23 protein-coding genes are annotated in these 26,271 nt (G+C 70.4%); 16 read left to right on the forward strand and 7 right to left on the reverse strand.

What is annotated here, in order from left to right; genetic code table 11:
• The first annotated feature begins 80 nt into the window (after positions 1-80).
• Genes ACQYVW_RS13050 through ACQYVW_RS13070 form a run of 5 tightly spaced genes read left to right on the forward strand, consistent with a single transcriptional unit; the run spans position 81 to position 3,290 of the window.
• Positions 81-1,271, forward strand: a complete 1,191-nt coding sequence (locus ACQYVW_RS13050; RefSeq protein ID WP_434947293.1) for an MFS transporter — start codon at positions 81-83, stop codon at positions 1,269-1,271.
• Positions 1,268-1,417 carry a hypothetical protein gene (locus ACQYVW_RS13055; protein WP_434947294.1) on the forward strand — a complete coding sequence of 50 codons (150 nt, stop codon included), beginning with the start codon at positions 1,268-1,270 and terminating at the stop codon, positions 1,415-1,417. Before ACQYVW_RS13050 ends, ACQYVW_RS13055 begins: the two co-directional genes overlap by 4 nt.
• Positions 1,418-1,427: 10 nt before the next feature.
• A complete protein-coding gene (locus ACQYVW_RS13060; RefSeq protein WP_434947295.1) occupies positions 1,428-2,051 on the forward strand; it encodes a 2-hydroxychromene-2-carboxylate isomerase in 624 nt (207 codons plus the stop codon).
• Complete coding sequence (locus ACQYVW_RS13065; RefSeq protein WP_434947296.1) at positions 2,035-2,541, forward strand: GNAT family N-acetyltransferase; 507 nt, start codon at positions 2,035-2,037, stop codon at positions 2,539-2,541. Before ACQYVW_RS13060 ends, ACQYVW_RS13065 begins: the two co-directional genes overlap by 17 nt.
• Positions 2,541-3,290 (forward strand): SDR family NAD(P)-dependent oxidoreductase, encoded by a 750-nt coding sequence (locus ACQYVW_RS13070; RefSeq protein WP_434947297.1) that lies wholly within the window; start codon positions 2,541-2,543, stop codon positions 3,288-3,290. Before ACQYVW_RS13065 ends, ACQYVW_RS13070 begins: the two co-directional genes overlap by 1 nt.
• A 93-nt stretch (positions 3,291-3,383) precedes the next feature.
• Here the strand turns inward: ACQYVW_RS13070 and ACQYVW_RS13075 are convergent, their stop codons facing one another.
• Positions 3,384-3,731 carry an ArsR/SmtB family transcription factor gene (locus tag ACQYVW_RS13075; protein ID WP_434947417.1) on the reverse strand — a complete coding sequence of 116 codons (348 nt, stop codon included), beginning with the start codon at positions 3,729-3,731 and terminating at the stop codon, positions 3,384-3,386.
• A 47-nt stretch (positions 3,732-3,778) separates the two neighbouring features.
• On the opposite strand from ACQYVW_RS13075, the gene arsH reads away from it, so the two are divergent.
• The 3 genes from arsH (at position 3,779) to arsC (ending at position 6,177) form a co-directional block, all read left to right on the forward strand.
• Positions 3,779-4,585, forward strand: a complete 807-nt coding sequence (gene arsH, locus ACQYVW_RS13080) for an arsenical resistance protein ArsH (RefSeq protein ID WP_434947298.1) — start codon at positions 3,779-3,781, stop codon at positions 4,583-4,585.
• Between the two features lie 96 nt (positions 4,586-4,681).
• Positions 4,682-5,758, forward strand: coding sequence for an ACR3 family arsenite efflux transporter (gene arsB / locus ACQYVW_RS13085; RefSeq protein WP_434947299.1), 1,077 nt, complete (start codon positions 4,682-4,684; stop codon positions 5,756-5,758).
• Positions 5,755-6,177: an arsenate reductase (glutaredoxin) gene (arsC, locus tag ACQYVW_RS13090; protein ID WP_434947300.1), complete on the forward strand. Its 423-nt coding sequence runs from the start codon at positions 5,755-5,757 to the stop codon at positions 6,175-6,177. The genes arsB and arsC overlap by 4 nt, the downstream gene beginning before the upstream one ends.
• Positions 6,178-6,199: 22 nt before the next feature.
• Here the strand turns inward: arsC and ACQYVW_RS13095 are convergent, their stop codons facing one another.
• Positions 6,200-6,592 carry a RidA family protein gene (locus ACQYVW_RS13095; RefSeq protein ID WP_434947301.1) on the reverse strand — a complete coding sequence of 131 codons (393 nt, stop codon included), beginning with the start codon at positions 6,590-6,592 and terminating at the stop codon, positions 6,200-6,202.
• A gap of 145 nt (positions 6,593-6,737) precedes the next feature.
• On the opposite strand from ACQYVW_RS13095, the gene ACQYVW_RS13100 reads away from it, so the two are divergent.
• On the forward strand, positions 6,738-7,673 hold the full coding sequence (locus ACQYVW_RS13100) for a LysR family transcriptional regulator (protein ID WP_434947418.1): 936 nt from the start codon (positions 6,738-6,740) through the stop codon (positions 7,671-7,673).
• Positions 7,674-7,712: 39 nt separating this feature from the next.
• Here ACQYVW_RS13100 and ACQYVW_RS13105 read toward each other — a convergent pair whose 3' ends face one another.
• The 5 genes from ACQYVW_RS13105 to ACQYVW_RS13125 all read right to left on the reverse strand — a co-directional run bounded on the left by ACQYVW_RS13105 (position 7,713) and on the right by ACQYVW_RS13125 (position 17,045).
• Positions 7,713-8,870 carry an NAD-dependent epimerase/dehydratase family protein gene (locus ACQYVW_RS13105; protein ID WP_434947302.1) on the reverse strand — a complete coding sequence of 386 codons (1,158 nt, stop codon included), beginning with the start codon at positions 8,868-8,870 and terminating at the stop codon, positions 7,713-7,715.
• Positions 8,867-9,907 (reverse strand): Gfo/Idh/MocA family protein, encoded by a 1,041-nt coding sequence (locus ACQYVW_RS13110; protein ID WP_434947303.1) that lies wholly within the window; start codon positions 9,905-9,907, stop codon positions 8,867-8,869. Before ACQYVW_RS13110 ends, ACQYVW_RS13105 begins: the two co-directional genes overlap by 4 nt.
• A gap of 185 nt (positions 9,908-10,092) precedes the next feature.
• Positions 10,093-12,528, reverse strand: a complete 2,436-nt coding sequence (locus ACQYVW_RS13115; protein ID WP_434947304.1) for a family 43 glycosylhydrolase — start codon at positions 12,526-12,528, stop codon at positions 10,093-10,095.
• Between the two features lie 54 nt (positions 12,529-12,582).
• Positions 12,583-14,139 carry an alpha-N-arabinofuranosidase gene (locus ACQYVW_RS13120; RefSeq protein WP_434947305.1) on the reverse strand — a complete coding sequence of 519 codons (1,557 nt, stop codon included), beginning with the start codon at positions 14,137-14,139 and terminating at the stop codon, positions 12,583-12,585.
• 62 nt (positions 14,140-14,201) lie between these two features.
• The gene (locus tag ACQYVW_RS13125; protein ID WP_434947306.1) at positions 14,202-17,045 is read right to left on the reverse strand and encodes a TonB-dependent receptor; all 2,844 of its coding nucleotides are present in this window, start codon (positions 17,043-17,045) and stop codon (positions 14,202-14,204) included.
• Positions 17,046-17,571: 526 nt separating this feature from the next.
• Here ACQYVW_RS13125 and ACQYVW_RS13130 point away from each other — a divergent pair.
• The 7 genes from ACQYVW_RS13130 (at position 17,572) to ACQYVW_RS13160 (ending at position 26,270) form a co-directional block, all read left to right on the forward strand.
• Positions 17,572-18,630 (forward strand): aldose epimerase family protein, encoded by a 1,059-nt coding sequence (locus tag ACQYVW_RS13130; RefSeq protein WP_434947307.1) that lies wholly within the window; start codon positions 17,572-17,574, stop codon positions 18,628-18,630.
• A 91-nt stretch (positions 18,631-18,721) separates the two neighbouring features.
• Positions 18,722-19,648, forward strand: coding sequence for a Gfo/Idh/MocA family protein (locus ACQYVW_RS13135; protein WP_434947308.1), 927 nt, complete (start codon positions 18,722-18,724; stop codon positions 19,646-19,648).
• 323 nt (positions 19,649-19,971) lie between these two features.
• Complete coding sequence (araD1, locus tag ACQYVW_RS13140; RefSeq protein WP_434947309.1) at positions 19,972-20,979, forward strand: AraD1 family protein; 1,008 nt, start codon at positions 19,972-19,974, stop codon at positions 20,977-20,979.
• A gap of 72 nt (positions 20,980-21,051) precedes the next feature.
• Positions 21,052-22,491, forward strand: a complete 1,440-nt coding sequence (locus ACQYVW_RS13145; RefSeq protein WP_434947310.1) for an aldehyde dehydrogenase family protein — start codon at positions 21,052-21,054, stop codon at positions 22,489-22,491.
• A 75-nt stretch (positions 22,492-22,566) separates the two neighbouring features.
• Complete coding sequence (locus ACQYVW_RS13150; protein WP_434932881.1) at positions 22,567-23,547, forward strand: ABC transporter substrate-binding protein; 981 nt, start codon at positions 22,567-22,569, stop codon at positions 23,545-23,547.
• Positions 23,548-23,715: 168 nt separating this feature from the next.
• Positions 23,716-25,212 carry a sugar ABC transporter ATP-binding protein gene (locus tag ACQYVW_RS13155; RefSeq protein WP_434932882.1) on the forward strand — a complete coding sequence of 499 codons (1,497 nt, stop codon included), beginning with the start codon at positions 23,716-23,718 and terminating at the stop codon, positions 25,210-25,212.
• 35 nt (positions 25,213-25,247) lie between these two features.
• Positions 25,248-26,270, forward strand: coding sequence for an ABC transporter permease (locus tag ACQYVW_RS13160; protein ID WP_434947311.1), 1,023 nt, complete (start codon positions 25,248-25,250; stop codon positions 26,268-26,270).
• Position 26,271: the final 1 nt, after the last annotated feature.

Genomic DNA, 26,271 nt, shown 5'->3' on the forward strand with positions numbered 1-26,271 from the left:
GGGGCAGCAGCGGGTCGGATTCCACCAATGCATTCCACGCCGCTGCGCGGTCGCCGCGGCCGGCAAGCCCGTGGACCATCGTGCTGGCTGGCGGCATCGTCATGGGCCTGGCGCTCGGCGCGCGCCATGTGCAGGGGCTGTTCCTGTTGCCGGTGACGCTGGAGCATGGCTGGTCGCGCGAGCTGTTCGCGCTGGCGCTTGCCGTGCAGAACCTCACCTGGGGGCTGGTGCAGCCGCTGACCGGAATGATCGCCGACCGCTTCGGATCGATCCGCGTGGTGATAGCCGGCCTGCTGTGTTACGCGCTGGGGCTGTGGGGCATGTCGATGGCGGCGACGCCCGCCGCCTTCATGCTCTGCGCAGGGGTGCTGATCGGGATCGCGCTGTCGGGCACTGCCTTCGGCGTCATCTATGCCGCCGTCGGCCGGCTGGTGCCCGAGGCGCGCCGGCCATGGGCGATCGGCATGGCCGGGGCCATCGGTGGGCTTGGCCAGTTCCTGATGGTTCCTGCCACGCAGGAGTTCATCGCCGTGGTGGGATGGCAGGCGGCGCTGCTGATGCTGGCCGTGGTGCTTGCCGCGGCGTTGCCGCTGGCCAGGCCGCTTCGCGACGTGCAGCCCGGCGCGGGCAGGCGCGACGGGCCGCCAGTCGAGGGGCAATCGCTGCGGGAGGCCCTGCGCGTCGCCCTGTCGCACCGCGGCTTCTGGCAGCTCAACGCCGGCTTTCTCGCCTGCGGATTCCAGCTGGCCTTCATCGCCACGCATCTGCCGGCTTACCTGATCGATCGCGGCCTCGGGCCGCAGGCCGGCGTGGCCGCGCTGGCCACCATCGCCCTGGCCAACATCGTCGGCATCTGGGCCTGTGGGGTGCTGGGCGGACGCCTGCGCCAGACGCATCTGCTGGCCGCGATCTACGCCACGCGCGCCGTGGCGATCGCGCTGTTCGTGGCGTTCCCGGCCAGCATGGCCGGGGTGTACGCGTTCTCGGCGGTGATGGGCCTGCTGTGGCTCGGCACGGTGCCGCTGACCAACGGGGTGCTGGCACGTGCGTTCGGCATGCGCTACCTGGCCACGCTGTTCGGATTCGTGTTCATGGGCCACCAGCTCGGCTCCTTCCTGGGCGTGTGGCTGGGTGGCCGCGTGTTCGAAGCCACCGGCTCCTACGATGCGATCTGGCTGGGCGCGGTCGCGCTGGGGCTGCTCGCGGCAGCGCTGCATTGGCCCATCGACGATCGCCGCGTCGTGCACCTGCCGGCCGGTGCCACGGGATGAGGCGGCGTACGATCGGTCGCGTGGCGGCTGCCGGGCTCGCGTGCATCGCGATCCTGGCGACCTGCGCCGCGGGCTTCGAGGCCTGGCTGACGCCGCGCGACATGGCGCCGTGGATCGCCGGATGGATCGCGGGACTGTGCACGTGAGGGGCATGGCATGAGGACACGCGGCGTACTGGAGTGCTGGTTCGACTTCGCCAGCAACTACAGCTATCCGGCAGTGATGCGGGTGGAGGCCCTGACCGCCGCCCGTGGCGTGGCGCTGCGCTGGCGCCCGTTCCTGCTCGGGCCGGTATTCAAGGCCATGGGGCGGGAGGACTCGCCGCTGTTCGCATACGAGGCCAAGGGCCGCTACGTGTGGCGCGACATGGAGCGGCGCTGCCGGCTGCACGGCCTCGCGTTCCGGCGGCCCGGCGTGTTTCCGCGCCGCGCGCTGCTGCCGATGCGCATCGCGACGCTGGGCGTGGAACAGCCCTGGATCGGGGCCTTCTGCCGCGGCGCGATGCGGCTCAACTTCGTCCACGATCGCGAGATCGACGACGCGGACGCCATGCGCGCGCTGCTGGCGGAACTGGCGCTTCCGGCCGACGAGCTGCTCGCCGCCGCCATGGCCGATGCCAACAAGGCCGCGCTGCGCGCGCGCACCGACGAAGCGCTGGCGCGCGGCATCTTCGGCGCGCCGATGCTGCTGGCGGACGGGGAAATGTTCTGGGGCGACGACCGCCTCGAGGAAGCGGTGGCCTGGGCTGCCGAAGGAGTCGGCGATGCGCATCCACCATGACGAAGCGGCGCATGCCGCCGATTTCATCCGGTTGAACGAGGCCTGGATCTCCGAGTGTTTCCGGCTCGAGGACTTCGACCGCGCGCTGGCGCGCGATCCGATGCGCATCGTGCGCGATGGCGGGGCGCTGATCACCATGAGCGACGGCGGCCGCGTGGTCGGCGGCTGCGCGCTGTTCCGCGAAGGCGCGGACCGTTTCCAGCTGGCGCGCATGACCGTGGCGTCGGCCGAGCGCGGCAAGGGCCGCGGCGCGATCCTGATCGCCACCGCGCTGGAGCGGGCGGCATCGATGGGTGCCGGCAGCGTGTACCTGCTGACCAATACGCGGCTGGCGCCGGCGGTGCACCTGTATCGCAAGCACGGATTCGTGCCGGTGCACGAAGGCCCGCATCCGCACTACGCGCGCTGCGACTTGGTCATGGAGCGGCAGCTGGCGCCGGAGGTCGGGTCGGTCGCATCCGGGCAGGGCCTTCCGGTCGGAGCGTCGTGATGAATGCGGCCCGGGAGCAGCCCGTCGCCATCGTCACCGGAGGCAGCCGCGGCATCGGCCGCAGCATCGTCGAGCGCCTGCATCGCGGCGGCTACGCCGTGCTGTTCACCCATTCCGCTTCCGAGGCCGAGGCGCAGGCATTGCGGCAGTCGCTCGATCGGGACGGGCACGCCTGCCGGCCGTTGCGGATCGATATCGCCCGGGCGGATGCGGCGGCGCTCATCTTCGATGCCGCCGACACGCTCGGCGGTGCGACCGTCCTGGTCAACAACGCGGGCATCACCGGGCCCATCGGCCCGATCCAGGCGCTGGAGGACGCGACGCTCGAGCGGCTCGTCGCGGTGAACCTGCTGGCGCCGATCCGCCTGTGCCGGGAAGCCGCGCGGCGCTGGACCGATGGCGCGGCCAGGAGCATCGTCAACATCGGTTCGATCGCCGCGCGCACCGGTTCGCCCGGCGAATACGTGGCCTACGCCGCCACCAAGGCCGCGCTGGAGACGTTGACGCGCGGCCTGGCCCGCGAACTCGCGCCTGCCGGCATCCGGGTCAACGCGGTCTCGCCGGGCACCATCGATACCACCATCCACGCACGCGCCGGCGAGCCGGATCGGGCCGCGCGCGTGGCCAGGCGCGTTCCGCTGGGAAGGCCGGGGCAGCCCGGGGAGATCGCCGCTGCCGTGGCCTGGCTGCTGTCGGGCGAGGCCTCATACGCCACGGGCAGCGTGCTGGAAGTGACCGGCGGCCTCTAGGCGGCGAACGTCGCGCGCAGTCGGCGACCCGTGGCGCGGCTGCGGTGGCCTGCCGACGGCGCAGGGGCGGGGCGCGATGCGGCTGGGCCGGACTCAGGTCCTTCGGCGTTTCCCGTGCCCCTCGGCGGCCGGCCGCCGCGGCGCGCAACCGCCCGGGTCGCCGCCGCAGCAGTTGTGCGTGAGGAACTCCACCAGCGCGTTCATGGCGGCGAAATCCGCGCGATAGGTGATGCGGCGCCCCTGCGCCTCGCCGGCGATCAGGCCCGCGTGGCTCAGGTCCTTGAGGTGGAAGGACAGGGTCGCGCCTGGCAGCTCCAGCGCGGTGGCGATGTCGCCAGGCGTCCGTCCCGCCGGCCCCGCTTCGACCAGCAGGCGGAAGATCGACAGCCGGGTCGGGTTGCCCAGGGCCGAGAGTGCAGCGGTTGCCGCCATCAATTCCATGATTCTAGAATAGTCGAAATATCTGGCGAGGCTCAAGCGGCATGGACATGGCGGAACTTCCCAACCTGGTGCCGGCGGCGATCGCGGACATCGAGTCCGAGCGGCTCGATGTCGGCACCGCGCATGCGCCGCGGATCCTGCTGCTGTACGGATCGCTGCGGCCGGAGTCGTACAGCCGCAAGTTGGCCCTGGAGGCCGAGCGCCTGCTGCGCCGCTTCGGCGCGGACACGCGCGTGTTCGATCCGCACGATCTGCCGATGCAGGGCAGCGTCGATCCCTCGCATCCGAAGGTGCAGGAACTGCGCGCGCTGTCGCAGTGGTCCGAAGGCCAGGTGTGGGTGAGTCCGGAGCGGCATGGCGCGGTCACCGCCGTGTTCAAGAACCAGATCGACTGGCTGCCGCTGGAAGAGGGCGGCGTGCGCCCGACCCAGGGCCGCACCCTGGCGGTGATGCAGGTCTGCGGTGGCTCGCAGTCGTTCAACGTGGTCAACGCGCTGCGCGTGCTGGGGCGCTGGATGCGCATGGTGACCATCCCCAACCAGTCGTCGGTGCCGAAGGCGTGGCAGGAGTTCGATGCGGACGGCCGGATGAAGCCATCGGCGTATTACGACCGCGTGGTCGACGTGATGGAGGAGCTGGTCAAGTTCACCCTGCTGGTGCGCGGGCGCAGCGACTACCTGACCAGTCGCTACAGCGAACGCAAGGGCGATCTGGCGGCCGGCACGCTGGCCACGGCATCGGGGGCGGTGGCTTCGACGCCGGTCGCGCCGCCGCCGCCGCCGGCCGCGCCCGCGATGGCGGCTGTTCCAGCGGCGTCGCCGGCCTGCTGTGGCGTTGTGTCGACGTGCGACTGAGGAACGGCCGATGAGCAAGGTGGCGATGCCGGCACCGGATCCCGCCGCACCTGGTCGCGGGCGCGGCGGCCGCGGCCGCGGCGGGCGCGTGCGCTGATGGGCCTGTTCGAACGCTTCCTCAGCGTCTGGGTCGCGCTCGGCATCCTCGCCGGGATCGGGCTGGGCCTGCTGGTGCCCGACGCCTTCGAGTCGATCGCCGCGCTCGAGATCGCGCACGTGAACCTGGTGGTCGCGGTCCTGATCTGGCTGATGATCTACCCGATGATGATCCAGGTGGACTGGTCCGCGGTGAAGGGCGTAGGGCGCAAGCCGCGGGGCCTGGCGCTCACCCTGGTGGTCAACTGGCTGGTCAAGCCGTTCACCATGGCCACCCTGGGCGTGCTGTTCTTCCGCTACGTGTTCGCGCCCTGGGTGGATCCGCAGTCGGCCAGCGAGTACATCGCGGGCATGATCCTGCTGGGCGTGGCGCCGTGCACGGCGATGGTGTTCGTGTGGAGCGCGCTGGTGAAGGGCGACCCGAACTACACCCTGGTGCAGGTGTCGGTGAACGACCTGGTCATGGTGGTCGCCTACGCGCCGATCGCGGCCTTCCTGCTGGGGGTCACCGACGTCAGCGTGCCGTGGCACACGCTGCTGCTGTCCACGCTGCTGTACGTGGTGCTGCCGCTGCTGGCGGGCGTGGCGACCCGCCACGTGCTGTTGCGGCGCCCGCCAGACGCCGTGGACGGATTCGTCGCCCGGCTCAAGCCGTGGTCGATCGTCGGCCTGGTCGCGACGGTGGTGCTGCTGTTCGGTTTCCAGGCACGCACCATCCTCGCGCAGCCGCTGGTGATCGGCATGATCGCCGTGCCGCTGGTACTGCAGTCCTACGGCATCTTCCTGGTGACCTTCGTCGCGGCGCGCGCGCTGAAGCTGCGCCACGACATCGCCGGACCGGCCTGCCTGATCGGCACCTCGAACTTCTTCGAACTGGCAGTGGCGGTGGCGATCTCGCTGTTCGGCCTGCATTCCGGCGCGGCACTTGCCACCGTGGTCGGCGTGCTGGTGGAGGTGCCGGTGATGCTGTCGCTGGTGGCGATCGTCAACCGCACGCGGCACCTGTTCCAGCTGCCCGGCCCGTCCGTGCCGGCACCTGCGCCCCACGCGGCAATCCATCAGGAGACAAGCGCATGAGCGACATCACCATCTATCACAACCCCCGCTGCGGCACCTCGCGCAACACCCTGGCGATGATCCGCAACAGCGGCGAGGAACCTGTCGTCGTCGAATACCTGCAGCAGCCGCCCAGCCGCGAGCGGCTGCAGCAGCTCGCGCTGGCGTCCGGTGTCGGCGTGCGCGGCCTGTTGCGCGCCAAGGAGCCGCTGTGCGCCGAGCTGGGCCTGGACGATGCCAGGCGTACGGACGAGGAACTGCTCGATGCGATGGCTGCCCACCCGGTGCTGATCAACCGGCCGATCGTGGTCACGCCGCTGGGCACGCGCCTGTGCAGGCCGTCGGAGGAGGTGCTCGGGATCCTGCCGCGCCCGCAGCAGGCCGCGTTCGCCAAGGAGGATGGCGAGCCGGTGGTCGACGCGGAGGGCCGCCGCGTCTGACCGTGCCGGCGCCGGTGCCGACTCAGTCGGGCAGGCGCGCGGTGACCTTGATCTCGAAGTCGAAGCCTGCCAGCCAGTTCACGCCCACCGCCGTCCAGGCCGGGTAGGGCGCCTGCGCAAAGACCTCGTCCTTGACCGCCAGCACGGTGTCGAACTGGCGCTCCGGATCGGTGTGGAAGGTGGTGACTTCGATGATGTCGTCGAAGCTCGCGCCCGCGGCCTGCAGGGTGGCCTCGAGGTTGGCGAAGGCGCGCCGCACCTGGGCCTCGAAACCCGGCTCGGGCGTACCGTCGTCGCGGCTGCCGACCTGTCCCGACACGAACAGGAAGCCGTTGCTGCGCACCGCGGCCGAATAGCGGTGCTGCTGGTAGAGGGCGTGGCGCCCGGCGGGAAAGACTGCGTCGCGGTGGCTCATCTCGTTCTCCAATGGCGCGATGGCGCCTGATGCCGCCACTCTAGGAGCCGCGGCCCGCGCGATAAACGCGCCGATCCGGGGATCACTGTTTGTAGAATCCAAACAATTCCCCGCACCCGAGTACCACTTGGACCGGATCGACGCGATGCAGGCCTTCGTGCGCGTGGTGGAAACCGGCAGCTTCACCCGCGCGGCCGATACCCTGCAGTCGAGCAGGACGCGGGTGACCCAGCTGGTGCAGCAGCTCGAGGCGCACCTGCGGGTGAAGCTGCTCCACCGCACCACGCGCAAGGTCGGGGTCACCGAGGACGGCGCGGCCTACTACGAGCGGGTGGTGCGCCTGCTGGCCGAACTCGACGATGCCGAGACCAGCCTGTCGGCGGCATCGGCCTCGCCGCGCGGGCGCCTGCGCGTGGACATGCCCGCGCCGCTGGCCAGCCTGGTGCTGGTGCCGGCCCTGCCGGAATTCCACGCGCGCTATCCGGAGATCCAGCTCGACCTGGGCGCGAGCGACCGCAAGGTGGATCTGGTCGACGAGAACGTGGACTGCGTGCTGAGAGGCGGGGTCCTGGCCGGCGGCGCGCTGCGCGCCAGGCACGTGGCCGACCTGCCGCTGGGCGTGTACGCGTCGCCCGGCTACCTGGCGCGCCACGGTACGCCGTCGCATCCCGAGGACCTTGAAGGGGACGCGCACCGCGTGGTCGGCTATCGCGGCGCACGCGTCGGCGCGCCCCTGGGCTACGCCATGCGCCGCGGCGCGGACGAGGTGCGCGTGCAGGGTCGGCATGTGCTGGCGGTCGACGATGGCAATGCCTATCTCGCCGCCGGCGTGGCCGGCATGGGTGCGCTGTGGCTGCCGCGCTACATGGCGCGCGGGCCGCAGGCACGGGGCGAACTGGTGCCACTGCTGGAAGACTGGGAACTCGCGCCGATGCCGCTGCACGCGGCCTATCCGGCCAGCCGCCACGTCAGCCGCAAGCTGCGCGTATTCATCGACTGGGTCGTGGACCTGCTGGCGCGGCAGTCGCCCTGGATCCTGCCGCCCTCAGCACCACCGCCGCCACATGGGCAGCGCGAATGACCGCAGAGGCGGCGGCAGCTGCGGGCAGCCGCCCATGTCTCAGATCAGCCGCGCGAACCGCAGCCAGTCGGCCGTGCGCTGCGCACCGAGCGCGAAGGGATGCGCGGGCGCCCAGCCCAGGCGTGCCTTGGCCAGGCCGTTGGACACCCAGGCGCGGTAGGCCTCGCGGACCACGCGGCCCTCGCTGGGCATCCGTGGCGCTGGTGCCTCGTCCGCGGGCGCCTCGAAACGCCGCCCCTGGAAGCGCGACTTGATCACCAGCTTGCGCTCGGCGCCGATCGCGCCCGAGACCAGTTCCTTGGTGCCGCGGATCAGCCTGCCGACCGGCGGAATGGTGGACAGCTGCGCATGGAACGCGGGCGAAGCGGCGAGACGGAACGCGGCCTTGACGCTGTCGCTCGCGCGCGGCTGCACGGCGCGGCGGTGGGCGGCGATCGCCTCGAGGCTGTAGTCGTGCACGCGCTTGTCCCCCTCCACCATGTCGGCGAAGGTGGTGATGAAGCTGCGCCAGGTCATCCTGTCGTCGCCGTTGAGCAGGAACACGCCGCCGTTGGCGTCGTCGCGCTCCAGCGACGCCAGGATCGCCTCGCAGACATCGTCCACGTAGACCGCGTTGCAGATGCCGCTGCCCCCGTCGACGAGGCTGACGAAGCCGTTGCGCGCGTCCTGCACGATGGGCGTGACGAAGAAGCTCCAGGGACCGTAGACGATGGTCGGGCGCAGCACCACGGTCTCGATCGCGCCGCGGCGGCCGGCGGCGATGACCACCGCTTCGGCGGCGGCCTTTGCGTCGGAGTAGGCCTCGCTCCAGCGCTGGATCGGTGCGTTGGCTTCGGTGAGCACTTCCGCGGCGGGGGACGGCCCATGCACGGCCATCGAACTGACGTGGACCAGGCGGCGCACGCCGGCGCGGGTGCAGGCCTCGACCAGCTGCGTGGTCTGCCTGCGGGCGCCCGCGTCGTCGCCGTGGGCGAGGTTGACCACCGCGTCGCAGCCTTCCACCGCGCGCGCCAGGCTGGCGGGGTCGGACATGTCGCCGGCGGCCAGCTCCGGATCGAGTCGGGCGATGCGCGCGGCGCGCGAGAAGTCGCGCACCAGGGCGCGGTAGGGCAGGCGGTATTCGAGCGAGAGCAGCTCGCACAGGCGCGAGCCGATGAAGCCGGTGGCGCCGGTGACCAGGATCTTCGCGGGCCTCATGCGCGCCCTCCGATCCGCGCCAGCCAGGGCTGCGCCATCGGCGTGCGCCGGGCATAGGCGGTCTCGATCGTCTCGAGCGCGCGCAGCGAGGATTCCGCGCTCACGAAAGGCGCCCGCCGTTCGCGCACCGCGCCGATGAAATCGTCCAGCTGCGCCCGATAATGGCCGAGCCGGTCCCAGGACTGCGCGCACACGATCTGCATCTCCATCGGGCCGCGGCGCGTGTCGCGGTGCAGGGTGAGGATGCGCGGGCTGGCGGTGGCGGCCTCGAGCGTGCCGCGCTCGCCCACCACGCGGATGCTGCGGCGCAGCCGGTGCGACCAGCTGAACTCCATGCGCGTGGGCACCGCGCGCCCGCCGATGCGCAGGGTGCCGGTGAGCCGGGAATTGCTCTCGAAGCCGCCAAAGGCGTCGTCCTCGCAGGCGATGTCGTCGAGGTCGCCGAACAGCCACAGCACGCGGTCGAGCAGGTGGACGCCGTTGTCGAACAGCACGCCGCCGCCGGTCATCCGGCGATCGAAGTAGCTGTTGCTCGCCATCGGCCAGTCGAGCGGGGCGCCGTCCTCGACGATCACCTCGCGCACTGCGCCGATCTCGCCATCCTCGACCAGGTCGCGCAGCCACAGGTTGTGCGGAAAGAACCGCATCATCAGGGCGACCGCGAGCACGCGACCATGCGCCTGCGCGACCCCGACCATGCGGCGGCCGTCCTCGACGTTGATCGCCAGCGGCTTCTCGCACAGCACATCGATGCCCAGTTCCATGAGCTGGATCGACACCGGGGCGTGGAAGCGCGCGGGCACCGCGACGATGGCGGCGTCGACCTTGCCGGCGAACTCCGCGACATCGTCGACGATGTCCGCGTCGATGCCGGCCTCGCGCGCCGCCTGCACGGCATTTGCGCGGTTGCGGTCGCAGAGCATCACGACCTCGACCCGACTGTCGCTGGCGATCACCGGCAGGTGCGCCTCGCGGGTGATCGCGCCACAGCCGACGATGCCCAGCCGCAATGGCCGGCTGGTCTGGATGTTTGCCAAAAGCTGTTCCCCTGTTCCCGTCAGGCACTCAGAACGGGAAATCGGCGGCGGACCGGACTCGGCGACGGCCGCGACAGCCTGCCGGCTCGCGCCGCACGTCACGATGGCCCTGCTCCGGGGGCGCAATGCCCAGACCATCCGCCGAGCCCGCAGGCCCGGCCACGGAGGGACTCGAGCGCAGGGGGCTACGGCTGCGCCAGGGCCCGTACCTGCGCCGCGTCGAGCACCGTCTCGTAGACATGCAGCTCGTCGATCAGGCCGCGGTAGGGCAGATCCCACCAGTTCGTGCCGAGGCTGAAGACGCCATCGCTGCCGGTGAAGACCTCGGGGAACCCCGCTCCTGCGTAGCGCAGCTGTCCATCGACGTAGACGCGCACATCGCCGGCATCGATGGTGAAGGCGACATGGCTCCATTCGCCCACCGGCGTGGTCATGCCGAGGCCCGCGTCGTACCAGGCCGTGCCCGACCACAGCATGCTGTGCTCGCCCACGCCGGCGTGTCCGCGCGGCAGGAAGCTGATCCAGTGGTCCGGATCGCGCGCGCCGAAGAAGGTCGGGGTGAACATCGACAGGGCCTCGGGCTGCAGCCAGAACGCCACGCTGTAGCGCCGGCCCTGGATCAGGCCGGGCGGCAGGCCGATGCCGCTGGCGCCGTCGAAGCTTGCGGCCTGTCCGCTGACGCCGGGGGCGAAGCCGATGCGGCCGCCAGCCATGTCGATGCGCTCGCCGGCGATGCTGCCGGCGGGATGCTGGCCGCTGGCATCGCTGAGATCGCCATCGAAGGCGTAGTGCGCCACCAGCCCATCGCCGCGCCGCGCGCGCACCGTGACCGCGTACGTCCGGCTGGCGCTGAGCCCGCGCAGGCTGGCGGTCGCAGTCAGCGCCACCGTGCGGTCGCCCACGGCGGCGTCCGGACGCGTGACCCGGCCCTCGTCGTCGATCCACCGCGGATCCGACGATCGCCAGGCGAGCGTGGCGCCGCGCGTGGCCAGCGTCGGCAGGGCCAGGCCCACCACGGTGCTCTGGGGCAGGGCCACGTCGTCGAGGATGTCCTGCAGCAGCTGGGCGGTACCGCGCTGCGGCAGCCGGCTGCCCCACAGGGCGACGCCGTCGGCGCCGGTGACGCTGAAGGTCGGCACGCTGGCCTGCGCGGTTTCGTTCCACTGCCAGGACACGACGCCCGAAACGATGCGTCCGTCGTCCAGGTTCAGGGTGAGCGTCTGGTTTGCCAGCTGCCAGCGACCCGACAGCGCGCCGGTCACGCGGCCGTTGGCCTCGAGACCGAGGTCGCGGGCGACAGGAAGCGCAGCGCTGATCGGCTTGTCGTGGACCACCAGGGTGTAGTCGCCCACCAGTTCCGGCCGCAGCTGCCGGCGCGGCGGCGCGCCATCGTGGCGGTGCGGCGCGAGCACCGGCCAACCCTGGGCATTGATGAAGAACTCGTGCGTGCGGACCTGGTGCGCCTCGCCGCGGCCGGGGAAGCGGGTATGGAACACCAGGAACCAGCGGCCGCTCCTGGCATCGTGGTGGACGCTGTTGTGGCCGGGTGAGACATAGCCGTGGCCGGGGCCCTCGCCGGGCTCGCCGAGGCGGCGATCGAAGCGGTGGTTGCCGATCAGCTTGTTGCCGTGCGGCGCGATGCTGGCATCGTCGAACAGGGGCAGTGTCGGATCGGCCATGACCGTGGCCATGTCCACGCCGCGACCGTCCACGTAGGGGCCATCGGGTGCGCGCGAGCGCGCGACGCGGACGTTGTAGCCGCCATCGGCGGCCAGCCCGCCGAACGAGGTGAACAGGTAATACCAGCGCGAACGCGGGTCGTAGGCGATGGCTGGCGCCTCGATGCGGGCGTGGTGGCCGCCGGTCAGGCGCTTGCCGTAGCCCTGGCCGGGCAGCGGGCGGCCGGTCGCCGGGTCGAGCCGGAGAATGAAGATGCCGCCGGAGTACGAGCCGTACACCATCCACAGCCGGCGCTGGGCGTCGAAGAACACGTCCGGATCGACGGTGTTGGGATGGATGCCGGCGTCATAGATGGTGCCGTCCTCGCTGGGCTGGCCCCACATGCCCGAGCGCAGCAGGATGCCCTGGTTGCGATAGGGCCCCTCGGGACGATCGGCCACGGCCAGGCCCAGCGCCGAGCGCGGCGAATCGCCGCGGCAGGCGTTGTAGTACATGTAGTAGCGGCCGTCGCCCAGGCGGATCACGTCCGGCGCCCAGAGCGTATCGGTCTGGGCCCACTCCAGCGTCTCGCGTAGGTCGACGAGCACGTTGTCGAACAGCGGGTTCTGCGCGTTGACGCCGTCGGCGATGCTGTCCCAGGCCAGCAGGTCGTCGCTGCGGGCCGCCGCCAGGTGCGAACCGAAGATGTAGTAGCGGCCCTCGGCCTCGAGGATCGCAGGGTCGTGGACCGAGACCTCCTGGAAGTAGGGCGGCACTTCGCTGCCCGGGGCGCGCCGCTCCACGCGCGGGCCGAGCCATGCGGCATTGGCGCGGGTATGGAAGGTGTCGTCGGCGGCTGCCGGCGGCGCGGGCCGCACCCGCCCCCGACCGGAGTCGGAGGCGGTTGCGGCGGAGGTGGCGGCAAGGCACAGCAGGACTGCGGCGATCAGCGAGCGCTTCATGGTTCCTCCCGGATTGGAGTGCCTTGCCTGGGCGACTGCCGGGAACGGCAGGCCTTACTGCAGTTTCAGCACCACCACCGACTTCGCGGGCAGCTCCACCTGGAGGGTGCCGGCCGACAGCGATGCGCCATCGAACGCCGCCGGCTTGACCCGCTCCGGCTGCTCGAAGCTGTTGTGCGCGGTGATCGCGCCGGCCGTCAGGACCCGTCCGGACACCGACGAGGCCTGCAGCCCCGAGACCCTGGCCGACACGCTCGCCGCCTTGTCCGGGTCGAGGTTGCTCAGCGCCACGTAGACATGACCATCCTTGGCGCGCACCGCCGAGCCGTGCACCGCCGGCACCGAGGTCTCGCCGTGGCGGTACTGCGGAGTCTGCAGCTCGAACGGCAGATGGGTCGCGTCCTGCCAGGGCTTGTACATCTCGAAGACGTGATAGGTGGGCGTGAGCACCATCTTCTCGTCCTGGGTGAGGATCATCGCCTGCAGCACGTTCACCATCTGCGCGATGTTGCCCATCTTCACCCGCTCGGCGTAGCGGCTCATCACGTCGAAGTGGATCGAGGTCACCAGCGCGTCGCGCAGCGTGTTCTGCTGGTGCAGGAAGCCCGGATTCACGCCCTCGAGGCCGGCGTACCAGGTACCCCATTCGTCAAGGTAGAGCGCGACCTTGTTTTCCGGGTCGTACTTGTCCATCACCTCGATGTGTTTGCCCAGGATCTCGTCGATCTTGATCGCGCTCGCCAGGGTTTCGATCCAGCCGGCCTCGTCGAACTCGAACGAGGACGCGCGCGGCGGCCAGCCGCCCGGGACGGTGTAGTAGTGCACCGACAGCGCATCCATGTGCTTGCCGGCGATCTTCATCATCACCTCGGTCCAGTTGTAGTCGTCGCTGTTCGCGCCGGCCGCGACCTTGGTGACCTTGGTGCCCGCCGGCACCTTGACGAAGGTCTGGTACTGGCGATGCAGGTTGGCGGCGTGTTCGGGCGTCATGTTGCCGCCGCAGCCCCACATCTCGTTGCCGATGCCGAAGAACGGCACTTTCCAGGGCTTGTCGCGGCCATTGGCACGGCGTTCCTCGGCCAAGGAGGAACCGCCCTCGTAGGTCATGTACTCCACCCACTCGGCCATCTCGCGCGGCGAACCGCTGCCGGTGTTGCCGGACACGTAGGCGTCGGTACCGATCAGCTCAGCGAAGTCCATGAACTCGTGGGTGCCGAAGCTGTTGGGCTCGGTCACGCCGCCCCAGTGCGTATTGATCTTGACCCGGCGCTTTTCGCGCGGGCCGACGCCGTCGCGCCAGTAGTACTCGTCGGCGAAGCAGCCGCCGGGCCAGCGCACCACCGGAACCTTCAGTTCCTTCAGCGCCGCGACCACGTCGTTGCGGTAGCCGTTGGTGTTGGGGATCTTCGAATCCTCGCCCACCCAGATGCCGCCGTAGATGCCGTAGCCCAGGTGTTCGGCGAACTGGCCGAACAAATAGCGGCTGACCTCGGGGCCCGGCTGGTCGGCGCGCAGCGTCGCGGTGGCGGTGGCCTTGTCCTGGGCGCCGGCCATGCCGGCGGCCAGCAGGGCGGAGGTCAGCGCAAGCGTGCGCAGGGTGGTTTTCAGCATCGGTCTTGCCTCTCTGGTGCGATGGGGAAACCGCCGGCGCGCATGCCGCACGCCGGCGCGGATCAGAATCGGTAGCGCATGCCGACCGCGAAGGTGCGGCTGTAGAGCGCGGTGCCGAAGTTGTGCGTGGTCGGGTACTCGTAGTAGCTCTGGTACAGCTCGTTGGTGAGGTTGGTCGCGTCGAAGGTCAGCGACAGGTTCTCGCTGGCATCGTAGCTGAGCTGGAAGTCCATGCTCTTCTCGGCGTTGAAGTAAACGCCGAGCGGGTTGGCGAACTGCGCGGCCTCGTAGTGGTGCAGGAAGTCGTCGCGCCACACGTACGACAGGCGTGCCCCGAACTTCTCGCGCTCGTAGGCCAGGACCACGCTGTAGGAACTGTCGGAGATGCCGAACATGGGCGTGGTCTCGGTGCGGATGACCTCGCCGGCGGTGTTGGTGATCGGAATATCCTGGCTGGAGTCGAGCGCGGTATAGCTCGCCTGCACGCCGAAGCCCTGCAGCAGCCCGGGCAGGTTCTCCGGGAACCAGACCACGCCCAGCTCCAGCCCCTCGAGCTCGCCGTTGGAGGCGTTGTCGGGCTGGGTGAGGATGTAGTCGTAGTCCTCGAACGTCACCCGGCGGCGGAAATCGGTGACCATGCCCTGGATCTCGCGGCGGAACACGGTGCCGTAGATCGAGCTGCCGGGGGCGAAGTACCACTCCAGCGAAAGGTCGTAGTTCTTCGACTCGGTCGGCGCGAGGTCCGGATTGCCGCCGGTGGCGGTGCCGTAGCCGATGTTGGTCACGTCCTCGACGTAGATGATGTTCGGGTTGAGCTGGGCGAAGCCTGGGCGGCGCAGGGTTTCGCCGTAGGCCGCACGCATCATCAGTTCCGGGGTGAAGCTGTAGCGCAGCATCAGGCTGGGCAGCAGCTTGGACGTGCTGGCCGAGGCGCTGCCCTCGCCGAAGACCATGTCGGTATCGACGCTGACGTAGCGCAGGCCGACCTGGCCGTCGAGCACCTGGTTGCCGAGATCGAAGGCGAAATCGCCCTGCACGTAGGCCGAGCTGGTGGCCTCCTCGACGCTGAAGTCCTCGGGCATCGTCAGCTGGCTGCCGAGCGGCAGGCCATAAAGCGCCCGGTAGGCATCGGCGTTGTCGCGGATGTGGTGGCCATTGGCGACGACCCACGACGACGGCACGTTCGATTCGCCGTCGAAGAAGCCGCGGTTGATCGACTGCAGGTTGCCGTTGCCGACCAGCTGGCAGGCGGGCAGGGCGCGGTCGCACAGTGCCGGGGTCGACGTGCGATGGCCCTCGCTGGCCTTGCGGTTGTCGTGGCGGACGCCGAAGGCGAGCTTGTGGATCGGACCCCACTCGGCGGCGTAGTCGCCGTCGAAGGTGAAGGTGACCGCGTCGCCGCGGCGGTACAGGGCGTTGTCGTAGAGCTCGGCCATGTTCCACTGCGCCGGGTCGGCCGGGTTGCTCTCGTCGATGTCCGGCGTGGCCGGGTTGTCGTCGAAGCCGAAGGCGGGCTTGCCGCCGCCGCTGTTGAGGTCCGCCCAGACCGCGTGGGTCACGCGGTCGGCGCGCATGGCGAAGAAGTCCTCGTCGTATTCGCTTTCCTGGTAGGTCACCTCGGAGCGCAGCTTCAGGCGGTCGCCCACGTCCCAGCTGCCGCCCAGCGCATACAGCCAGCTGTCGGTGCGACCGGTCAGCAGGTCGCCGCTGGTGAAGTTGTACGGGGCGCCGACCCCGCTGCGCGCGCGCACGATGTTGGTGTTCGGGAACAGCTGGATGTTCTCGGCCGGGTTGTCGCCCAGCGCGCCCCACCAGTCGACGAAGGAGAACAGCAGCGAGTTGAACGATTCGTTGCGGTAGCCGTTGTAGAAGGCCTCGAACAGGTACTCGGAGGAGTCGTCCGGTGCCCACTGCAGCGAGATGCTGGCGGCGGGCCGCTCGCGCTTGCCGTTGAGGTCGCTGGCGAAGATCGCGTCGCGCGAGAGCAGGTACTCGTACTGTTCGCCGCGCACCGGCACCGTCGAGCCCGGCGCGAACGGGAGGCCGGCTTCCAGGCCCGGCTGCCAGACTTCCTGGCCGTCGATCATGGTCGGGATGCGCTCGTAGGGCACGAAGCCGGCGGGCGGGGCATCGGTGAAGAACGGCACCATGGCGCCCGCGGTCACGCTCTGGTCGCGGTAGTGGGTGACCGCGTAGGAGACGTTGGCCAGCGCGCCGAAGCGGCCGCCGCCCACGTCCCAGGTATTGGAGACCAGGGCGCTGAGGTTGGGATCGGTCTCGCCGTTCTGTTCCTGGTGGATGGCGCGCGCGGCGACGACCGCGGTGGCGCCGTCGAAGTCGAAGGGTCGGTGGGTGTGGATGTCGATCACGCCGGCGATGCCGGTCTCGATCAGCGAGGCCGAACGCGTCTTGTAGATCTCGGTGCGGGCCAGCAGGCTGGCGGGGATGTCGGCCAGGGCCACCGAGCGGCCGGACGCAGTGAAGATGTTGCGGCCGTTGATCGTCGTGGTCACGTCGTTGAGGCCGCGGATCGACACCGTCGAGACCTCGCCGCCGCCGCGGTCGGTGGTCTGCACGCCGGTCACGCGCTGCAGCGCTTCGACCAGGTTGTTGTCGGGGAACTTGCCGATGTCCTCGGCCACGATCGCATCGACGATCTGCATCGAGCCCTGCTTGATCTGCAGCGCATCGATCATGCTCGCGCGCAGGCCGCGGACCTCGATGCGGTCGAGTTCGGTGGCCTCCGCGGTGGCCGGCGCGCAGGTCGCATCCGGGTCGTCGGGCGTGGGGCAGGGCTGGGCCTGCTGAGCGGCGGCGGGCAGGGCGGCCAGCGCCAGCAGAAGGGCGGCGGGCAGTGCCGCGCGGCGCAGCGGGCGGGACGGGGTCGGACAGGTTGGACGGTTCATGGGCGTGCCTCTCTAGCGTTCGTATTCGCCCGGCGCGATGCCGGCGCGGACCATGCGGTCTCCAGCAGGCGGCCCGTCACGGGCTGTCTTCCTGGAGCGGAAAGCTGTGGGGAATGCGCGCGCAGGCGGGCGCCTGGCGAGGCTCGGGCCGCCGGTGGCAAGGTGCGGGGAACTGGGACGGTGCATGGCGCACGCGTGCGCCGACTGCTGTATGCGTCGTCACTTTCAACCCCTCCCGGTCTACGAATGGACGCGCTCAACCCGAGTTGTAGGGCCGCTGCCTTCAGCAGCGGCCGGTGCATCGCGGCGCTCTTTACGTCGTCGCCTTTTTGCGATGCGGGTCGAGAATAGTGGTGCCTTCCATAACCTTCTAATGAATTTAACAAGGGGATCGATACCGATTCCCATATCGTCCGGCCGCCATTCCAAACCGGCGATCTCCTATTCCGGAAGCGGGATGGCTGCGCGCCCGCGCGCGCCCCTATGCTGCGGCGCCACGGCCGTTGCCGATCAATCGAGGAGTCGCGTGGACAGGATCCGATCCTTCGGCCGGCTGGCGGATGGACGCGAGGTGCATGCCCGCCGCATCGGCGATGCGGGCGGTATCTGCGCGGAGATCCTCGATCTCGGCGGGACCCTCGCGCGACTGCGCGTGCCCGGTGCCCACGGCCCGGTGGACGTGGTGCTGGGCCTGCACGATGCCCAGGCCTACCGGCAGGATCCGGCGTTCCTCGGCATCCTGGTCGGGCGCTACGGCAATCGCATCGGGGGCTCGCGTTTCCTGCTCGATGGACAGGCGCACACGCTGGCGGCCAACGAAGGTCGCAACCACCTGCACGGCGGCACGCTTGGGTTTGGACGGCGCATCTGGAGCGTCGTGGAGCATCGTGCCGATGCGCTGGTGCTGGGCCTGCACTCGCCTGCGGGCGAGGAGGGCTATCCCGGCAATCTCGAGGTGGTGGCCACCTACCGGGTCGTGGACGACACGCTGCAGTTGCGCTTCGACGCCACCACCGATGCGGCGACGCCGTTCAATCCCACCCACCATCCCTATTTCAACCTGGCGGGCGACGCGGCCGTGCCTGCCGCCTCGCAGGTGCTGCAGGTGCCGGTGGCCGGCGTGTTGCCGGTTGCGGACGATCTGATCCCGCTCGGCCAGGTGCGGCCGGCGGCAGGCACGCCGTTCGACTTCCGCGAGGCCTCGACCCTGCATGCGCGGCTCGAGGTGGACGATCCGCAACTGCGTGTCGCTGGCGGCTACGACCACTGCCTGGTACTCGAAGCGGGGCACACCTTCGCCGCCATGCTGTACTCGCCGCACAGCGGCGTGGCGATGCGCATCGACTGCGATGCGCCCGCGCTGCAGCTGTATGGCGGCCAGGCGCTGGCGCGCCAGCATCCGGGCCTGGGCGACGGCCTGTGCCTGGAGCCCCAGGACTACCCTGACGCGCCCAACCAGCCGGCCTTTCCACCTGCGATCCTGCGGCCGGGCACGGCCTATCGGCGCGAGATCGTCTACCGCTTCGCCTGCCCGGGCCGCGCCCGCGCATGGACCGACGTCGCCGCTGCGCTGGCGCCGGCCTGAGCGCCGCGCCGCAACCGTCGCCATGGCCGGGCGATCCCCCGGCCGCGGCGGCATCCCGCACCCCTTGAGGCACTTCGTGGAGACAGCACCCGTGGCAAGCATCAATCTGGCGATCGTCGGCGTGGGCAAGATCGTGCGCGACCAGCATCTGCCTGCCGTCGCCGGCAACGCCGACTACCGCCTGGTGGCGGCCGCCAGCCGCAACGGCCGGGTCGAGGGCATCGACAACTTCGACAGCATCGAGGAGATGCTGGCGGCGGCGCCTGCGATCCAGGCCGTGTCCCTGTGCATGCCACCGCAGTACCGCTACGCCGCCGCGGTGGCGGCGCTCGAGGCGGGCAAGCACGTGTTCCTGGAGAAGCCGCCCGGCGCCACGCTGTCGGAGGTCGAGGACCTGGCGGCGCGGGCGGCGGCGCAGGGCGTCACGCTGTTCGCCAGCTGGCATTCGCGTTATGCGCCGGCGGTGGAGGCGGCCCGGACCTTCCTGGCCGGCACGCGCATCCGTTCGATGCGGGTCACGTGGAAGGAAGACGTGCGCCAGTGGCACCCCGGCCAGGAGTGGATCTGGCAGCCCGGTGGCCTCGGCGTGTTCGACCCGGGCATCAATGCGCTGTCGATCGTCACCCGGATCCTGCCGCGGCCGGTGTTCGCGACCGGAGCGACGCTGGAGTTTCCCGAGGATCGGGACGCGCCGATCGCTGCTTCGATCCAGTTCACCGATGCGGATGGGCTGGACCTGCTGGCCGAGTTCGACTGGCGCCAGACCGGGCGCCAGCGCTGGGACATCGAGGCCAGCACCGATGCCGGCGAGATGCTGCTGTCCGAGGGCGGCGCGAAGCTGTCGATCGACGGCCGCCTGGCGCACGACGCGCCGGAGCAGGAGTATCCGGAGCTCTACCGGCGGTTCGCCGGCTTGATCCGCGCGGGGCGTTCGGACGTGGACCTGGCGCCGCTGCGGCACGTGGCGGACGCATTCATGCTCGGCAGACGCAAGGTGGTGGCGGCCTTCCACGACTGAGCTGCTCTGGCGGGACGCCCGCGCTGGCGAGCCGGGAGCGTTCCGGCTTCTTCCCGTAGGAGCGACGCCGGCTGCGAATACCTTCGTGCGAGCTCCCACTGGTGCTGGCCGATCGTCGGGTCGTGTCCGGGACGGTTCTGGCGCCATCCCGTGGAAGCGAGCCGGTCGCCAACGTCTTCGCGCGCGAGCGCGCTCCCACGGGCACCGACTGGGATTGTCGAGTCATATCCGAAACGGTATGAATTTTCGTCTGAATTGAATTGGATGCATATCCATCGACCCGGCAGAATGCGGGGTCGACACCACCGGGCGATGGGCTGCAGATGCGATTGATCCAGCTGAAAGACGATGCCGGGCATCTCCGGGTCGGTGTAGTGGACGCCGATGGCGCCCAGGTGCGCCTGCTCGAGCGGGTGGACAGCATGTACGCCCTGGCCGGCGTGGCGATTGCCACCGGCCGCAGCCTGGCCGACGAGGCCGCGGCCACGCCCGGCAACACGCGGCTCGATTACCCCGCGCTGCTGGAACAGGGCCGCGTGTTGCCCCCGCTGCACCACCCCGACCCGGCGCACTGCCTGGTCACCGGCACCGGCCTGACCCACCTGGGCAGCGCCGCCGCCCGCGATGCCATGCACCAGAAGCTGCAGCAGCAGGCCGACGACGGCACGCTGACCGATTCGATGCGCATGTTCCAGTGGGGCGTTGAAGGCGGCATGCCCGCGCCCGGCCAGCCCGGCGCCCAGCCCGAATGGTTCTACAAGGGCGATGGCGGCATCCTCGCCGCGCCGGGCGCCGCGCTCGACTCGCCGAACTTCGCCCTCGACGGCGGCGAGGAGCCGGAACTGGTCGGCCTGTACCTGATCGGTCCGGACGGCACGCCGCACCGGCTCGGCTTCGCGATCGGCAACGAGTTCTCCGACCATGTCACCGAGCGCCAGAACTATCTCTACCTGGCCCATTCCAAGCTGCGCGCCTGCGCGGTGGGGCCGGAGCTGCGCTGCGGCGCGCTGCCGGACGACCTGCGCGGCAACAGCCGCCTGGTTCGCGATGGCGAGGTGGTCTGGGAAAAGCCTTTCCTCACCGGCGAGGCCAACATGTGCCACTCGCTGGAGAACCTCGAGTACCACCACTTCAAATACGCCGCGCACCGGCGGCCGGGCGATGTGCACCTGCACTTCTTCGGCACGGCCACGCTGAGTTTCGCCGACGGCGTGCGGGCGCAGCCGGGAGACGTGTTCGAGATCGACCTGCCCGAGCTCGGCGCGCCGCTGCGCAATCCGTTGCGCACGGTGGCGACCGGTTTCGCCCCGGGCGGGGTGCGCGCACTGTAAGGTGCGCTTCGGCGCGGCGTGCGCCGGCGCGCGCCCCGGCCGCGACCATCCAGATCAGCAAGGAGACAGCAGGTGACCGACCAACGCTTCAGCAGCTACATCGCCGGCCAGTGGGTCGAAGGCGAGGGCGACCACGCCAACGAGAACCCGTCCGACCTGGCGAGGCCGGTCGGCCACTACGGGCGGCTGGACGCTGCGCGTACCGCGCAGGCGGTCGAAGCGGCCGCGGCCGCACTGCCGAAGTGGTCGCTGTCCAATCCGCAGCAGCGCGCCGACATCCTCGATGCGGTCGGCAGCGAGATCCTCGCCCGCAAGGAAGAGCTCGGCCGGCTGCTGGCGCGCGAGGAGGGCAAGACCCTGCCGGAAAGCATCGGCGAGGCCGCGCGCGCCGGGCAGATCTTCAAGTTCTTCGCCGGCGAGGCGCTGCGCATTCCGGGGGAAAAGCTGGCCTCCACCCGCCCGGGCGTGGACGTGGAGATCACCCGCGAGCCGGTCGGCACCGTCGGCATCATCGCCCCCTGGAACTTCCCGCTGGCGATCCCCGCCTGGAAGATCGCCCCGGCGCTGGCCTACGGCAACACGGTGGTGTTCAAGCCGGCCGAGATCGTGCCGGGCTGCGCCTGGGCGATCGCCGAGATCCTATCGCGCGCCGGCCTGCCCGAAGGCGTGTTCAACATGGTGCTGGGCAGCGGCCGCGAGGTCGGCCAGGCGCTGGTGAACCACAAGTCGCTGGACGCGCTGACCTTCACCGGCTCGGTCCCGACCGGCCACGCCCTGCTGAAGCAGGCGGCCGAACGCGCGCTCAAGGTGCAGATGGAGATGGGCGGCAAGAACCCGCTGGTCGTGCTGGCCGATGCCGACCTGGACAAGGCGGTGGAATGCGCGGTCAACGGTGCGTTCTTCTCCACCGGCCAGCGCTGCACCGCGTCCAGCCGCCTGATCGTGGAAAGCGCGGTCTACGACGAATTCGTCGCGAGGATGCAGGCGCGGCTGGCCAAGGTCCGCGTCGGCGACCCGCTCGAGGCCGGCGTCGACATCGGCCCGGTGGCCAGCGGCGACCAGCTCAAGACCAACCTGTCCTACATCCAGGCCGGGCACGACGACGGTGGCGAACTGCTGGCCGGCGGCGAGATGGTGGAGTGGAAGACCCAGGGCCACTTCCTGGCGCCCACGCTGTTCTCGGCCAAGCCCGATGACCGCATCGTGCGCGAGGAGATCTTCGGGCCGGTGGCCGCGGTGCTGCGTGCGGACGACTACGAGCAGGCGCTGGCGATGGCCAACGACACCGAGTTCGGGCTGTGCGCCGGCATCTGCACCACTTCGCTCAAGTACGCCACGCATTTCAAGCGCCATGCGCAGGCCGGCATGGTGATGGTCAACCTGCCGACCGCGGGCGTGGACCCGCACGTGCCCTTTGGCGGACGCAAGGCCTCCAGCTACGGTCCGCGCGAGCAGGGCCGCTATGCGGTGGAGTTCTACACCACGGTCAAGACCGCCTACACCGCGGCCTGATCGCGGCCCTTCGCCCGCACGCGGTCGCGTGCGGGCGGACGCTGGTAGCGCAAACAACGACGTTCGGGAGGAGCGATGCGGAAGTTTCTGGGATTGGCGGCACTGCTGTGCGCGACGGTGCTGGCCGGCTGCTCGGGCGGCGGCGGGGATGGGACGGGCGGGGCGGCGGGCGAGGGCGCGATCACCGTCGGCTTCAGCCAGGTGGGCGCGGAGAGCGAGTGGCGCACTGCCAACACCCGCTCGGTGAAGGAGGCGCTGGCGCCGCCGGAGTTCGACCTCAAGTTCTCCGACGCGCAGCAGAAGCAGGAAAACCAGATCAAGGCGCTGCGTTCGTTCATCGCCCAGGGCGTGGACGTGATCGCCTTTTCCCCGGTCGTCGAGACCGGCTGGGACACGGTGCTGCGCGAGGCCAAGGCGGCCGGCATCCCGGTGGTGCTGACCGACCGCGCGGTCAACGTGGCCGACGAGTCGCTGTACGCGACCCTGATCGGTTCGGACTTCGTCGAGGAAGGGCGCCGCGCCGCGCGCTGGCTGGTCGAGGACAGCCAAGGCCAGGACGGACCGATCCGGATCGTGGAGCTGCAGGGCACCGTGGGCTCGGCGCCGGCCAACGACCGCATGAAGGGCTTCAAGGAAGTGATCGACGCCGACGCGCGCTTCCAGATCGTGCGCTCGCAGAGCGGCGATTTCACCCGCGCGCGCGGCAAGGAAGTGATGGAGGCCTTCCTCAAGGCCGAAGGTCGCGACATCGACGTGCTGTTCGCGCACAACGACGACATGGCGATCGGCGCGATCCAGGCGATCGAGGAAGCCGGACTCAGGCCTGGCAGCGACATCCGCATCGTCTCCATCGACGGCGTGCGCGGCGCGTTCGAGGCGATGAAGGCCGGCAAGCTCAACGCCACGGTGGAGTGCAACCCGCTGCTGGGCGAGCAGCTGGCGCAGCTGATCCGCGACGTGCACGCCGGGCGCGAGGTGCCCAGGCGGGTGCAGGTGGAGGAGGGCGTGTTCACGCAGGCGCAGGCGGAAGCGGAACTTCCCAACCGCAAGTACTGAGCGCATGCGCGTGACGTGCGAAGCAGGCCCCCTCCCTCTCGCGCTGCGCGCGCAGTCCTTTCACGGCGAGCGGGGGAGGCGACGTTCGCGCTCCTTCGGGCAGCGGCTCCGGGCCGGTGCCGTCCCCCGCTGGCGGGAGACGCCGCCCGAGAGGCGGAGGATTGGCCCTTGAAGCCTGTCATCCTCCATGCGCAGGACCTGCGCAAGCGTTTCGGCGCCACCCGCGCGCTCGATGGCGCGGGCCTGTGCCTGCGCGCTGGGGAGATCCATGCGCTGATGGGTCAGAACGGCGCCGGCAAGTCCACCCTGATCAAGCTGCTCACCGGGGTGGAGGCGCCGGATGCCGGCAGCGTCGTGCTCGACGGGCGCGCGATCGCGCCGGCCACGCCGCTGGAGGCGCAGCGCGAAGGCATCAGTACCGTCTACCAGGAGGTCAACCTCTGCCCGAACCTGTCGGTGGCCGAGAACCTCTACGCCGGCCGATATCCGCGCCGCTTCGGCCTGATCGACTGGAAGCGTGTGCGTGAGGGCGCCCGCGCGCTGCTCGCCGAACTGCACCTGGAACTGGACGTGGACAGGCCGCTGTCGTCGTGTCCGGTCGCGGTCCAGCAGATGGTGGCGATCGCGCGCGCGCTGGGCGTGTCGGCGAAGGTGCTGATCCTGGACGAACCCACCTCGAGCCTGGACGAGGGCGAGGTGCGCGAACTGTTCGCGGTGATGCATCGCCTGCGCGAACGCGGCATGGCGATCCTGTTCGTCACCCATTTCCTCGACCAGGTCTATGCGGTGTCCGACCGCATCACCGTGCTGCGCAATGGCGCGCTGGTGGGCGAGTACCTGCCGGCCGAGCTGCCACAGTCCGCGCTGGTGCGCGCCATGGTGGGGCGCGAGGTGGAGCTGGCCGGCGGCCGGGACGCCGCCGCCGCGCCACCCGCCGATGCGCCGGTGGTGGTCGAAGCGCGCGGCCTGGGCCGACGCGGCAGCCTGCATCCGGTCGACCTGCAGCTGCGCCGCGGCGAAGTGCTGGCCCTGGGGGGGCTGCTGGGTTCCGGGCGCACCGAACTGGCGCGCCTGCTGTTCGGACTGGATCGCGCCGGAAGCGGCGAGCTGCGGATCGAGGGCGAAGCGGTGGACCTGCAGCATCCCGCCGACGCAGTGGCGCGCGGGCTGGCGCTGTGTCCGGAAGAACGCAAGACCGAGGGCATCGTCGCCGGCCTGTCGGTGCGCGAGAACATCGTGCTGGCGCTGCAGGCGCGCCGCGGCTGGCGCCGCGCCCTGCCGCGCGCCGAGCAGGCGGAGATGGCCGAGCGCTATGTCGCCCTGCTCGGCATCCGCACGGCCGATATCGAGACGCCGGTGGGGACGCTGTCGGGCGGCAACCAGCAGAAGGTGGTGCTGGCGCGCTGGCTGGCGACGCAGCCGCGCCTGCTGATCCTCGACGAACCCACCCGCGGTATCGACATCGCCGCCAAGCAGGAAATCATGGCCGAAGTACTGCGCCTGGCGCGCGAGGGCATGGCGGTGCTGTTCGTTTCCGCCGAGATCGATGAACTCACCCGCCTGGGCGACCGCATCGCCGTGCTGCGCGAGCGGCGCCTGGCAGGGGAACTGCCCGGCGGCAGCGACGGTCGCCAGGTGCTCGAACTGATCGCGGGGCAGGGCTGATGTCCGCGGGCTCTCCTCTGCCACCGCCATCGATCATGCGCCGCGCCTTCGGCCATCCGCTGGCCTGGCCGCTGCTCGCGCTGGCGCTGCTGCTGCTCGGCAACGGCCTGTTCAACCCCGGCTTCCTGGCGCTGGAATGGCGCGACGGACGCCTGTTCGGCAATCTTGTCGACATCGCCAACCGCGCCGCGCCGCTGATCCTGGTGTCGCTGGGCATGACCCTGGTGATCGCGGTGCGCGGCCTGGACATCTCGGTGGGCGCGGTGCTGGCCATCGCCGCCACCGTGGCCGCGTGGACGATCACGCGCATGACCGCGGGCGGTGGCGGCGGACTCGGGCCGCTGTTCGCCGCGGTTGGCGCCGCCCTGTTGGCCGCGGCGCTGTGCGGCGTCTGGAACGGGCTGCTGGTGGTGAAGGTGGGCATGCAGCCGATCATCGCCACCCTGATCCTGATGGTGGCCGGGCGCGGCGTGGCGCAGCTGGTCAGCGACGGCCAGATCCTGACCATCTACTACCCGCCGTATGCATTCATCGGCGGTGGTTTCCTGTTCGGGCTGCCGTTCGCGCTGTTCGTGGTGGCGGCGCTGTTCGTGGCGCTCAAGCTGCTGCTCGACCGCACCGCGCTGGGCCTGTTCATCCGCGCCATCGGCCACAACCCGCTGGCCGCGCACGTGGCCGGGGTGCGTGCGCGCTCGATCACGCTGTGGCTGTACGTGTTCAGCGGTTTCTGCGCCGGCCTGGCCGGGCTGCTGGTGAGTTCCAACGTCGCCAGCGCCGACGCCAACAACGCCGGCCAGCTGCTCGAACTCGATGCGATCCTGGCCGTCGCCCTGGGCGGCACCGCGCTGGCGGGCGGCCGCTTCAGCCTGGCCGGCAGCCTGGTCGGCGCGCTGATCATCCAGACGCTCACCACCACGATCTACGCCATCGGCGTGCCGCCGCAGGTGAACCTGGTAGTCAAGGCGCTCCTGGTACTGGCCGTGCTGCTGCTGCAGTCGCCGGAGTTCCGCCGGCAGCTGCGGGCGCTGGCGACGCGTCCTGCGGGAGGCGCGGCATGAG

Source organism: Luteimonas campi, assembly GCF_051162505.1.
Lineage (GTDB): Bacteria > Pseudomonadota > Gammaproteobacteria > Xanthomonadales > Xanthomonadaceae > Luteimonas.